Raw genomic sequence first — 13293 nt, 5'->3', positions numbered from 1 at the left:
CTGGTCCGCACCACGACTCCACGCCTGAAGTCACAACACAGGAGCAGAAGTGAAGCGCAGCAAGACTCTCCGCGCTGCGGACGCCAAGGTCGACCGGGAGAAGCAGTACGCCCCGCTCGAGGCCGTCCGTCTCGCCAAGGAGACCTCCGCCACCAAGTTCGACAGCACCGTCGAGGTCGCCTTCCGCCTGGGTGTAGACCCGCGCAAGGCCGACCAGATGGTCCGCGGCACCGTGAACCTCCCGCACGGCACCGGCAAGACCGCCCGGGTCCTGGTCTTCGCGACCGGTGACCGTGCTGCGGCCGCGGAAGCCGCCGGCGCCGACATCGTCGGCGACGACGAGCTGATCAACGAGATCGCCAAGGGCAACCGCCTCAACGAGTTCGACGCCGTTGTCGCCACCCCGGACCTCATGGGCAAGGTCGGCCGCCTCGGCCGCGTGCTCGGTCCCCGTGGCCTCATGCCGAACCCGAAGACCGGCACCGTCACGATGGACGTCGCCAAGGCTGTCACCGAGATCAAGGGTGGCAAGATCGAGTTCCGCGTCGACAAGCACTCGAACCTGCACTTCATCATCGGCAAGGTCTCCTTCTCCGATGAGCAGCTCGTCGAGAACTACGGCGCGGCCCTGGACGAGATCCTTCGTCTGAAGCCGTCCGCCGCGAAGGGCCGCTACATCAAGAAGGCCGCCCTGAGCACCACGATGGGTCCCGGCATCCAGCTGGACTCGAACCGCACCCGGAACCTCCTCGTCGAGGAAGACCCGGCCGCGGTCTGAGCGTCACGGCTCTGAGCCCTCGGGCTCGCTGAACGAAGGAACGGGCCCCTCGGCTCCCTCACGGGAGCCGAGGGGCCCGTTCCTTTGCCCGATCCCTTGTGGCGCGCGCCACACCTGCGCGGATTGCGTGAAATACGGACGACGACGGTGTAGCGCGCCACGTAGGGTCGAAATTCATCAAACAATCACATCAGGGGTGGGGACTCCATGCTCGTACACCGCACGAAGACCGCCGGCGCCGTCCTGGCCGCCGTACTGCTCGTGGGCGGGGCCACGGCGTGTGAGGACGGCAAGAAGGACGGAGCGGCCAAGCCGGCCGCCTCGACCGCCGCCGCGCCGTCCAAGGCCGCCGTCGAGGTCAAGCCGGCCGCGTACCTGGAGAAGGTGAAGAAGAAGTCCGAGGAGATCACCTCGCTCCGCTACACCATGTCCGGGACCGCCATGGGCGAGAAGGTCTCCGGCGAAGCCTCCATGCGCATGAAGCCCACCGTGGCCATGGCCATGAAGATGGCGGCCCCCGGTGCCACGGGCGGCGCCGAGTCGGTCGAGATCCGCATGCTGGACGGTGCCATGTACATGGGCACTGAGGGCAAGTGGATGAAGTTCGACATCAAGGCGATGGACCCCGAGACCGCGAAGCAGATGGAGAACCTCGGCCAGGCCTCGCAGTCGGGCCAGAACCCGAGCGACCAGGCCGACGCGCTGCTCAAGGCCCAGGACCTCAAGTCCCTCGGCGACGAGACCATCGACGGCGTGAAGACGCGGCACTTCGTCGGCACCGTCCCGCTGGAGAAGATGCGGGCCTCGCTGGCGACGGCGACGCCCGAGGAAAAGGAGCGCCAGGAGAAGTCCCTCAAGGCGCTGGAGGGCGAGGGCATCAAGAGCCTGACCCTGGACATGTGGATCGACGAGCAGGACCACACCAAGCAGGTCCGCACCCGTGGCACCGCCACCAAGGGCCCGATGGACATGACCATCAAGTTCCTGGACTACAACAAGCCGGTCGAGATCACCGCCCCGCCGGCCGACCAGGTCATGGACCTCGGCCAGATGATGAAGGACAGCGGCGGGCAGGGCTGATCGGCCCCCTCCCGAACCCGGCGTACGGGCTGATTCCGAGCGGATTTGCTTGACATCGCCTGGTTCACGTACGATTCCCCAGAAGCCAAAGACCGCTGGTCGTTGCCGTGCTCGCAAGGGTGCGGTGGCCGAAGGATCCGCTGAACGCGGACGTCCTGCGCAGGTGTTCGTGGAAAGTTCCCGGATTCATTCGGTTGAGCTACGCCCCGTGCGCTTGCGCCGGGGCGTTCTTGTTGTCCAGCCCCTTCTGAGCGGTCCTCATCACCCGGAAGGAGGCCGAAGCGCTATGCCGACGCCCAACAAGGCTGCCGCGGTAGCCGAGCTCAAGGACGCGTTCCAGAGCTCGAACGCCGCCGTGCTGACCGAGTACCGGGGTCTCACCGTGGCGCAGCTCAAGACGCTGCGTCGTTCGCTCGGTGAGAACGCCCAGTACGCCGTGGTGAAGAACACGCTGACCAAGATTGCGGCCAACCAGGCCGGGATCACCGCGCTGGACGAGCACTTCGCTGGTCCGACCGCGGTCGCCTTCATCACCGGTGACCCGGTGGAGTCGGCGAAGAGCCTGCGTGACTTCGCCAAGGACAACCCGAACCTCATCATCAAGGCGGGTGTCCTTGATGGTAAGGCGCTCACCGCCGATGAGATCAAGAAGCTTGCGGACCTCGAGTCCCGCGAGGTTCTGCTCAGCAAGCTGGCCGGCGCGTTCAAGGGCAAGCAGTCTCAGGCTGCCTCGCTCTTCCAGGCGCTGCCGTCGAAGTTCGTCCGCACCGCGGAAGCGCTTCGCGTCAAGCTCGCCGAGCAGGGCGGTGCCGAGTAATTCGGCTCGCGCACTGATCCACGCCGCCTAGTGCGTGGGTCGTAGCGGGCCGTTACGCCCGCCTCTATATACATCCGGCACCTGCCGAATTAGTGGAAGGATCGCCCATCATGGCGAAGCTCTCTCAGGACGACCTCCTCGCCCAGTTCGAGGAGATGACCCTCATCGAGCTCTCCGAGTTCGTGAAGGCCTTCGAGGAGAAGTTCGACGTCACCGCCGCCGCGGCCGTCGCCGTTGCCGGTCCGGCCGGCCCGGGCGCCGTTGCCGAGGCTGCTGAGGAGCAGGACGAGTTCGACGTCATCCTCACCGGCGCCGGTGACAAGAAGATCCAGGTCATCAAGGTCGTGCGCGAGCTGACCTCCCTGGGTCTGAAGGAGGCCAAGGACCTCGTCGACGGCGCTCCGAAGCCGGTTCTCGAGAAGGTCGCCAAGGAGGCCGCTGACAAGGCCGCCGAGTCCCTCAAGGCTGCCGGCGCGGCTGTCGAGGTCAAGTAACACCTCAGAGGCTCTCTGAAGCCTCTTCAAAGGGCGATCACCCGTAAGGGTGGTCGCCCTTTGGCGTACCCGGAGTGCCTGACTTGCCCTGGTCTCGTTGGGGAGTAGGGTGATCTTCGTTGCCTCGAAGCAGGGTCCGGAGATGATCCGCTCGGAGCAGGGGGCCTTGACGAACGGCCGGTGGCGCGCAATTCTCAGACCCGTCGTGAGATGGGTCGGCTCGCTCCGGTGACTCCGAGGCGTGGATCCACGATCCGAGGCATGGATCGACTACGAAGAGGGCAGTACTGATACGCGCTCTGTGTACGAGAGCGCCGCAGCGTTGGATGCAGGGTTGGTTTTTAAACGACACGGGGAAGGCCTGTTGCCGGTTTCCGGAAACCTGGTCTGGACATCAGTGAGCCGAGTGGCTACACTGACCCTTTGCGCTGCCTGTTAGCTGCCCCCTGCCCGTCGCCAGGGGCATGCCCACGCTTGAGCACACTTGATTGATCCGCCCTGACCTGGTCTTTCGGCCAGATCGGGGGCGTCCGTCTTCTGTGTCGGCTGGGACCGGTACGCGCGTAGTGAGTCCGAGCCCTCGGAAGGACCCCCTCTTGGCCGCCTCGCGCAACGCCTCGACCAATACGAACAACGGTGCCAGCACCGCCCCGCTGCGCATCTCCTTTGCAAAGATCAAGGAGCCCCTCGAGGTTCCGAACCTCCTGGCGCTGCAGACCGAGAGCTTTGACTGGCTGCTCGGCAACGCCGCCTGGAAGTCTCGCGTCGAGTCGGCGCTTGAGAGCGGACAGGACGTTCCCACCAAGTCCGGTCTGGAAGAGATCTTCGAGGAGATCTCGCCGATCGAGGACTTCTCCGGGTCGATGTCGCTGACGTTCCGCGACCACCGTTTCGAGCCGGCGAAGAACTCGGTCGACGAGTGCAAGGACCGCGACTTCACGTTCGCGGCGCCGCTTTTCGTCACCGCCGAGTTCACGAACAACGAGACCGGAGAGATCAAGTCTCAGACGGTCTTCATGGGCGATTTCCCGCTCATGACCAACAAGGGCACCTTCGTCATCAACGGCACCGAGCGTGTCGTCGTGTCGCAGCTGGTCCGTTCCCCTGGTGTCTACTTCGACTCCTCCATCGACAAGACGTCCGACAAGGACATCTTCGCAGCCAAGATCATCCCGTCCCGGGGTGCCTGGCTGGAGATGGAGATCGACAAGCGCGACATGGTCGGTGTCCGCATCGACCGCAAGCGCAAGCAGTCGGTCACCGTCCTCCTGAAGGCTCTCGGCTGGACCACCGAGCAGATCCTCGAGGAGTTCGGCGAGTACGAGTCCATGCGCGCCACCCTGGAGAAGGACCACACCCAGGGCCAGGACGACGCGCTGCTCGACATCTACCGCAAGCTGCGTCCGGGCGAACCGCCGACCCGCGAGGCCGCTCAGACGCTGCTCGAGAACCTCTACTTCAACCCGAAGCGCTACGACCTCGCGAAGGTCGGCCGCTACAAGGTGAACAAGAAGCTCGGCGCGGACGAGCCGCTGGACGCCGGCGTGCTCACCACCGACGACGTCATCGCGACCATCAAGTACCTGGTCAAGCTGCACGCCGGTGAGACCGAGACGACCGGTGAGTCGGGCCGTTCGATCGTCGTCGAGACCGACGACATCGACCACTTCGGCAACCGTCGTCTGCGCAACGTCGGCGAGCTCATCCAGAACCAGGTCCGCACGGGTCTGGCTCGTATGGAGCGCGTCGTCCGCGAGCGCATGACGACTCAGGACGTCGAGGCGATCACGCCGCAGACCCTGATCAACATCCGGCCGGTCGTCGCCTCCATCAAGGAGTTCTTCGGCACCAGCCAGCTGTCGCAGTTCATGGACCAGAACAACCCGCTGTCGGGTCTCACCCACAAGCGCCGTCTGTCGGCGCTCGGTCCGGGTGGTCTCTCGCGTGAGCGGGCCGGCTTCGAGGTCCGTGACGTGCACCCGTCGCACTACGGCCGCATGTGCCCGATCGAGACCCCTGAAGGCCCGAACATCGGTCTGATCGGCTCGCTCGCGTCCTACGGTCGCGTCAACGCGTTCGGTTTCGTCGAGACCCCGTACCGCAAGGTCATCGACGGTGTCGTCACGGACGACGTCGACTACCTGACCGCGGACGAGGAAGACCGCTTCGTCATCGCCCAGGCCAACGCCGGCCTGTCCGACGACATGCGCTTCACGGAGAACCGCGTACTGGTTCGCCGCCGTGGTGGCGAGATCGACTACATCGCCGGCGACGACGTCGACTACATGGACGTCTCCCCGCGCCAGATGGTGTCCGTCGCGACCGCGATGATCCCCTTCCTGGAGCACGACGACGCCAACCGTGCCCTCATGGGCGCGAACATGATGCGCCAGGCCGTTCCGCTCATCAAGGCGGAGGCGCCGCTCGTCGGCACCGGCATGGAGTACCGCTGCGCCGTCGACGCCGGTGACTCGATCCGCGCGGAGAAGGACGGTGTGGTCCAGGAGGTCTCGGCCGACTACATCACCGTCGCCAACGACGACGGCACGTACACCACGTACCGCGTCGCGAAGTTCTCCCGCTCGAACCAGGGCACCTCGGTCAACCAGAAGGTCATCGTCAACGAGGGTGACCGGATCATCGAGTCCCAGGTCCTCGCCGACGGTCCCGCGACCGAAGAGGGCGAAATGGCCCTCGGCAAGAACCTGCTCGTGGCGTTCATGCCCTGGGAAGGTCACAACTACGAGGACGCGATCATCCTGTCGCAGCGCCTCGTGCAGGACGACGTCCTCTCCTCGATCCACATCGAGGAGCACGAGGTCGACGCCCGTGACACCAAGCTGGGCCCCGAGGAGATCACCCGGGACATCCCGAACGTCTCCGAGGAGGTCCTCGCCGACCTCGACGAGCGCGGCATCATCCGCATCGGTGCGGACGTCGTCGCCGGCGACATCCTGGTCGGCAAGGTCACGCCCAAGGGCGAGACCGAGCTGACCCCGGAGGAGCGTCTGCTCCGCGCGATCTTCGGTGAGAAGGCCCGCGAGGTGCGTGACACCTCGCTGAAGGTCCCTCACGGTGAGATCGGCAAGGTCATCGGTGTCCGCGTCTTCGACCGCGAGGAGGGCGACGAGCTTCCTCCGGGCGTGAACCAGCTGGTTCGTGTCTACGTCGCCCAGAAGCGCAAGATCACCGACGGTGACAAGCTCGCCGGCCGCCACGGCAACAAGGGTGTCATCTCCAAGATCCTTCCGATCGAGGACATGCCCTTCCTTGAGGACGGCACGCCGGTCGACATCATCCTGAACCCCCTGGGTGTCCCGTCCCGAATGAACCCGGGACAGGTCCTGGAGATCCACCTCGGCTGGCTCGCCAGCCGCGGCTGGGACGTCTCCGGTCTCGCCGAGGAGTGGGCCGAGCGACTGAAGGTCATCGGTGCCGACCGCGTCGAGCCCGGTACCAACGTCGCCACCCCGGTGTTCGACGGTGCCCGCGAGGACGAACTCGCCGGCCTCTTCGAGCACACCATCCCGAACCGCGACGGTGACCGCCTGGTCCTCCCGTCCGGCAAGGCGCGTCTGTTCGACGGCCGCTCCGGCGAGCCGTTCCCGGACCCGGTCTCCATCGGGTACATGTACATCCTCAAGCTCCACCACCTGGTCGACGACAAGCTCCACGCTCGGTCGACCGGTCCGTACTCGATGATCACGCAGCAGCCGCTGGGTGGTAAGGCGCAGTTCGGTGGCCAGCGCTTCGGTGAGATGGAGGTGTGGGCGCTCGAGGCTTATGGCGCCGCTTACGCCCTCCAGGAGCTGCTGACCATCAAGTCCGATGACGTCACCGGCCGCGTGAAGGTCTACGAGGCCATCGTCAAGGGCGAGAACATCCCCGAGCCGGGCATTCCCGAGTCCTTCAAGGTGCTCATCAAGGAAATGCAGTCGCTCTGCCTCAACGTGGAGGTGCTGTCCTCGGACGGCATGTCCATCGAGATGCGCGACACCGACGAGGACGTCTTCCGCGCGGCGGAGGAGCTCGGTATCGACCTGTCCCGGCGCGAGCCGAGCAGCGTCGAAGAGGTCTGACGGGCCTGACGGGGGGCTCGCTCAAGAGCCCCCCGTCATCCCCGGGACCGTTCAGACCATGATTGAGACTCGACCCCGAAAGAGGGATTGACGCACAGTGCTCGACGTCAACTTCTTCGACGAGCTGCGGATCGGCCTTGCCACCGCGGACGACATCCGAACCTGGTCGCACGGCGAGGTCAAGAAGCCGGAGACCATCAACTACCGCACCCTCAAGCCCGAGAAGGACGGACTCTTCTGCGAGAAGATCTTCGGTCCGACCCGGGACTGGGAGTGCTACTGCGGCAAGTACAAGCGTGTCCGCTTCAAGGGCATCATCTGCGAGCGCTGCGGCGTCGAGGTCACGCGCGCCAAGGTGCGTCGTGAGCGGATGGGCCACATCGAGCTTGCCGCTCCCGTCACCCACATCTGGTACTTCAAGGGCGTCCCGTCGCGCCTCGGATACCTGCTGGACCTCGCGCCGAAGGACCTCGAGAAGGTCATCTACTTCGCCGCGTACATGATCACGTTCGTCGACGACGAGCGTCGCACCCGCGACCTCCCGTCGCTGGAGGCGCACGTCTCCGTCGAGCGCCAGCAGATCGAGAACCGCCGTGACGCGGACCTCGAAGGCCGGGCCAAGAAGCTCGAGACCGACCTGGCCGAGCTCGAGGCCGAGGGCGCGAAGGCCGACGTACGCCGCAAGGTGCGCGAAGGTGCCGAGCGCGAGATGAAGCAGCTCCGTGACCGCGCCCAGCGCGAGATCGACCGCCTCGACGAGGTGTGGGCCCGCTTCAAGAACCTCAAGGTCCAGGACCTGGAGGGCGACGAGCTCCTCTACCGCGAGCTACGTGACCGCTTCGGCACGTACTTCGACGGTTGCATGGGCGCCGCCGCGCTGCAGAAGCGCCTGGAGTCCTTCGACCTCGAGGAAGAGGCCGAGCGCCTCCGCGAGATCATCCGTACCGGCAAGGGCCAGAAGAAGACCCGCGCGCTCAAGCGCCTCAAGGTCGTCTCCGCGTTCCTGCAGACCAGCAACAAGCCCAAGGGCATGGTTCTGGACTGCGTGCCGGTCATCCCGCCGGACCTGCGTCCGATGGTGCAGCTGGACGGTGGCCGCTTCGCGACCTCCGACCTGAACGACCTGTACCGCCGCGTGATCAACCGCAACAACCGCCTGAAACGCCTTCTCGACCTCGGTGCCCCCGAGATCATCGTGAACAACGAGAAGCGCATGCTCCAGGAGGCGGTCGACGCCCTCTTCGACAACGGTCGTCGTGGTCGTCCGGTCACCGGTCCCGGCAACCGCCCCCTGAAGTCCCTGAGCGACATGCTCAAGGGCAAGCAGGGTCGATTCCGTCAGAACCTCCTCGGCAAGCGCGTGGACTACTCCGCGCGTTCCGTGATCGTCGTCGGTCCGCAGCTGAAGCTGCACCAGTGTGGTCTGCCCAAGGCCATGGCGCTGGAGCTCTTCAAGCCGTTCGTGATGAAGCGCCTGGTCGACCTGAACCACGCGCAGAACATCAAGTCGGCGAAGCGCATGGTCGAGCGCGGCCGCACGGTCGTCTACGACGTGCTCGAAGAGGTCATCGCCGAGCACCCGGTTCTGCTGAACCGTGCGCCCACGCTGCACCGCCTCGGCATCCAGGCCTTCGAGCCCCAGCTGGTCGAAGGCAAGGCCATCCAGATCCACCCGCTCGTCTGCACCGCGTTCAACGCGGACTTCGACGGTGACCAGATGGCCGTGCACCTGCCGCTGTCGGCAGAGGCGCAGGCCGAGGCCCGCATCCTGATGCTGTCCTCGAACAACATCCTGAAGCCGGCCGACGGTCGTCCCGTCACCATGCCGACGCAGGACATGGTGCTGGGTCTGTTCTTCCTCACCACCGACGGCGAGCTCCGTGACGTCAAGGGCGAGGGCCGCGCGTTCGGCTCCACGGCCGAGGCGACCATGGCGTTCGACAACGGCGAGCTCGCGCTCCAGTCGGCCGTCGACATCCGCTTCCCGGTGGGCACCATCCCGCCGCGCGGCTGGGTGGCGCCGATCGCCGAGGAAGGCGAGCAGGAGTTCCAGCCGGGCGACAGCTTCCGTCTGAAGACGACCCTGGGTCGCGCGCTCTTCAACGAGCTGCTGCCCGAGGACTACCCGTTCGTCGACTACTCGGTGGGCAAGAAGCAGCTCTCCGAGATCGTCAACGACCTGGCGGAGCGCTACCCCAAGGTCATCGTGGCGGCGACGCTCGACAACCTGAAGGCGGCCGGCTTCCACTGGGCGACCCGTTCGGGCGTCACCGTGGCCATCTCCGACGTCGTCGTGCCCGAGGCCAAGAAGGCCATCGTCGCGGGCTACGAGGCGATGGACGAGAAGGTCCAGAAGCAGTACGAGCGCGGTCTGATCACCAAGGACGAGCGCACGCAGGAGCTCATCGCGATCTGGACCAAGGCGACCAACGAGGTTGCCGAGGCGATGAACGCGAACTTCCCCAAGACGAACCCCATCTTCATGATGGTTGACTCGGGTGCCCGAGGAAACATGATGCAGATGCGACAGATCGCCGGTATGCGTGGTCTGGTGTCGAACGCGAAGAACGAGACCATCCCGCGTCCGATCAAGGCGTCCTTCCGTGAGGGCCTCACCGTTCTGGAGTACTTCATCTCCACGCACGGTGCCCGTAAGGGTCTGGCGGACACCGCCCTGCGTACCGCCGACTCGGGTTACCTCACCCGTCGTCTGGTGGACGTCTCGCAGGACGTCATCATCCGCGAGGAGGACTGCGGCACCGAGCGCGGCCTCAAGCTCAAGATCGGTGTCAAGGACGAGGCCGGCGTTCTGCGCAAGGCCGACGACGTCGAGACCTCCATCTACGCCCGCATGCTGGCCGAGGACGTCGTCATCGACGGCAAGGTCATCGCGCCGGCCAACGTGGACCTCGGTGACGTGCTCATCGACGCCCTCATCGCCAACGGCGTCGAGGAGGTCAAGACCCGCTCGGTCCTGACCTGTGAGTCCGCGGTCGGCACCTGTGCCTTCTGCTACGGACGCTCGCTCGCCACCGGCAAGCTGGTCGACATCGGTGAGGCGGTCGGCATCATCGCCGCCCAGTCCATCGGTGAGCCCGGTACCCAGCTGACGATGCGTACCTTCCACACCGGTGGTGTGGCCGGTGACGACATCACGCAGGGTCTGCCGCGTGTCGTCGAGCTCTTCGAAGCCCGTACCCCGAAGGGTGTCGCCCCGATCTCCGAGGCCGCCGGTCGCGTGCGGATCGAGGAGACCGAGAAGACGAAGAAGATCGTCATCACGCCCGACGACGGCAGCGAGGAGACGGCGTTCCCGATCTCCAAGCGCGCCAAGGTCATCGTGCACGAGGGCGACCACGTCGAGGTGGGCCAGAAGCTCACCATGGGTGCCACCAACCCGCACGACGTGCTGCGCATCCTCGGTCAGCGCGCGGTCCAGGTCCACCTGGTCGGCGAAGTCCAGAAGGTCTACAACTCGCAGGGCGTGTCGATCCACGACAAGCACATCGAGATCATCATTCGGCAGATGCTCCGCCGCGTGACGATCATCGAGTCCGGCGACGCGGAGCTCCTGCCGGGCGAGCTCGTCGAGCGGTCGAAGTTCGAGACCGAGAACCGTCGTGTGGTCACCGAGGGCGGTCACCCCGCCTCCGGCCGTCCGCAGCTGATGGGTATCACCAAGGCCTCGCTCGCCACCGAGTCGTGGCTGTCGGCGGCGTCCTTCCAGGAGACGACCAGGGTTCTGACGGACGCGGCGATCAACGCCAAGTCCGACTCCCTGATCGGCCTCAAGGAGAACGTCATCATCGGTAAGCTCATCCCGGCCGGTACGGGTCTGTCCCGCTACCGCAACATCCGGGTCGAGCCCACCGAGGAAGCCAAGGCCGCGATGTACTCGGCCGTCGGCTACGACGACATCGACTACTCGCCCTTCGGCACCGGCTCCGGCCAGGCTGTCCCGCTGGAGGACTACGACTACGGCCCGTACAACGGCTAAGGGTCACAGAGAAGCCCCCCACCGCTCCGAGAGGAGCGGTGGGGGGCTTCTTCGTGTCCGGGGACCGCTTGCCGTCCGGGGGCCGCACCGGGCCGTCCGGGGGCCGTACGGCGCCGGCGCCCCCCCGGGATCCGGGAGGCGCCGGGGGAGGGCCGCGGGATCAGGGCTTGTGGATGTCCTCGACGCCGTAGTACTTCGACACGCACTGGGCGACCCAGTCCTTGTCCTTGTTCTTGGTGAAGTACGGCTCGGCGAGCTTCCCGATGTACGAGGGCTTGTACATCACGTCCGTCGCACCGCGGGAGGCCTCCTTGCGGATCCGGGCGTCCTGCTTGTCCCACACCAGGGAGCGGTAGACGGTGTCCTTGGTCATCTCCTGCACGGCGGGCACGAGGGCGCCCACCGAGGCGACGGTGAACCCGGCGGCGAGGACCACGACGACGGCGCCCGGGAGCAGGCTGCCGCGGTCGGCGGAGGCGAGCCGCACGCCGATCGCGCGGCCGGCCAGGATCCCGTACAGGCAGAGCGTCATCAGGAACGGGACCATGAAGCTGTTCCAGGTCCGCGCGTAGGTCCAGCCGGTGGGGCCGTAGCCGTTGTTCAGGGCCATGGCCACGACGAAGGAGGCGAGCATCAGGACCGGCACCGGCAGGACGATCAGGAGCACCTTCAGGCGGCTCGGGATCGCGGTGACGCGCTCGGCGCCCGCGGGGGAGAGGTACGCGACGGCCAGGCCGATCAGGAGGCCCGCGGCGACGGCGCCGAGGTAGGCCCACTGGCCGCCGATCGCGTCCCAGATGTTGCCCCAGTCCTCGAAGGACTTGCGCAGCGCCTTCCCGGAGAGCATCGAGTCGGTGGGCGGCTGGACCGAGCGGCGCCACTTCGCGCCGGGGGAGGTGTACAGCACGGCCAGCCCGACCAGGCTGCTGACGCAGTAGGTGGCGAGCCAGGTGAACGACCACCAGGTACGGGCGAGCCCCACCTTCGGGATGCTCAGCAGCATGGCCACGCCCATGAACAGGCCGCCCACGATGGTGAAGGGCTCGCTCAGGGTGCCGATGCCGAAGCCGATCAGGACGGCGGCGGCCAGGGCGAGGCGGCGGGGCCAGGCACGGTCCGTACGGCCGGCCCAGACGGCGATCAGCACGGCCCAGATCCCGATGATGGCGGGGACCGTGTGCGAGATCGTCGCCGGCGCCCACAGCAGGGCCTGGTAGCTGCGGGTGCCCGCGAAGGAGAAGAGGGCGGTCACCACGACGGACGCGGCGATCAGCACCGCGATCGGCACCTGCCAGCCCAGGGCGCGCAGGCCGACGCGGGCCAGCATCACCAGGCCGGCGCCCATCGTCAGGATGATGAGGGTGGGCAGGACCTTCGTGCCGAGGATCCCGTCGGAGTAGACGATCCCGCTCAGGAAGGCGTTGGTGAGCCGGCCGTTCTGCGTGTTGTAGAAGTCGGCGGTGATCCCGAAGACGCCCATGTCGCGGGCCTTCCAGGCGGCGCACCAGTCATCCGAGGTGGGGCGGACGTAGAGGCCCAGGAAGGCTCCGACGGCCAGCAGGGCCGAGGCGGCGAGGGCGATGACGACTGCGGCGTACGACAACAGCGGACGCAGGCGTTCTCGTATGGAATCGAGCGGCATTCGGGATCTTTCGCGACGGGGCCGTTCCGCGGCGGCCGCGCGCCGTGCCACGTGGGGCGAGAACGGCGTCCGGGACCGGGGATGATCGGGTAGAAGTCTAGACTTCGTGCCCCTCTCGCTCCCACCTCCTCGGCGCGCCGAGGAGGTGCCCGTCGGCCGGGAGGTCCGCGGGCCCCGCGCCGGAGGTGCCCGGGAGCATTTGTTTTGACCGGAGTCAATGAGGTAGGTACGCTCATACCTTGTGCCTGGGGTGTGCCTGGGTCCCGTGCGTGTCCATCAACCGCACGAGGGCCGAATCAGCCGCCGCGATCCAAGCGTTTCCGTGCTTGCACGGAGGTCCGCCGGATCCGACACACCCGACCGCGTGGGTCGGCAAGTTCCAGGTTAGTTTCACTACACGGCACAC

Annotated in this window: 7 protein-coding genes; 6 read left to right on the top strand and 1 reads right to left on the bottom strand. The window is 66.4% G+C overall.

Annotated features, from left to right (window positions below; genetic code table 11):
- Positions 1–49: 49 nt before the first annotated feature.
- The 6 genes from rplA (at position 50) to ACIRO3_RS04480 (ending at position 11245) form a co-directional block, all read left to right on the top strand.
- On the top strand, positions 50–778 hold the full coding sequence (rplA, locus tag ACIRO3_RS04505) for a 50S ribosomal protein L1 (RefSeq protein ID WP_053682631.1): 729 nt from the start codon (positions 50–52) through the stop codon (positions 776–778).
- Between the two features lie 207 nt (positions 779–985).
- Positions 986–1858: an LppX_LprAFG lipoprotein gene (locus tag ACIRO3_RS04500; RefSeq protein ID WP_404132216.1), complete on the top strand. Its 873-nt coding sequence runs from the start codon at positions 986–988 to the stop codon at positions 1856–1858.
- 286 nt (positions 1859–2144) lie between these two features.
- Positions 2145–2675, top strand: coding sequence for a 50S ribosomal protein L10 (gene rplJ / locus ACIRO3_RS04495; RefSeq protein ID WP_008739730.1), 531 nt, complete (start codon positions 2145–2147; stop codon positions 2673–2675).
- A gap of 110 nt (positions 2676–2785) precedes the next feature.
- Positions 2786–3169 (top strand): 50S ribosomal protein L7/L12, encoded by a 384-nt coding sequence (rplL, locus tag ACIRO3_RS04490; protein ID WP_267796325.1) that lies wholly within the window; start codon positions 2786–2788, stop codon positions 3167–3169.
- 596 nt (positions 3170–3765) lie between these two features.
- Positions 3766–7248, top strand: coding sequence for a DNA-directed RNA polymerase subunit beta (gene rpoB, locus ACIRO3_RS04485; protein WP_404132212.1), 3483 nt, complete (start codon positions 3766–3768; stop codon positions 7246–7248).
- Positions 7249–7345: 97 nt separating this feature from the next.
- A complete protein-coding gene (locus tag ACIRO3_RS04480) occupies positions 7346–11245 on the top strand; it encodes a DNA-directed RNA polymerase subunit beta' (protein WP_404132209.1) in 3900 nt (1299 codons plus the stop codon).
- A 160-nt stretch (positions 11246–11405) separates the two neighbouring features.
- Here the strand turns inward: ACIRO3_RS04480 and ACIRO3_RS04475 are convergent, their stop codons facing one another.
- Positions 11406–12887 carry a DUF6056 family protein gene (locus tag ACIRO3_RS04475; protein ID WP_404132206.1) on the bottom strand — a complete coding sequence of 494 codons (1482 nt, stop codon included), beginning with the start codon at positions 12885–12887 and terminating at the stop codon, positions 11406–11408.
- Between the last annotated feature and the right edge of the window lie 406 nt (positions 12888–13293).

The organism is Streptomyces sp. NPDC102278 (assembly GCF_044766345.1).
In the GTDB taxonomy this organism is placed as follows: Bacteria; Actinomycetota; Actinomycetes; order Streptomycetales; family Streptomycetaceae; genus Streptomyces.
This window is presented reverse-complemented; position numbering and strand designations above follow the sequence as displayed.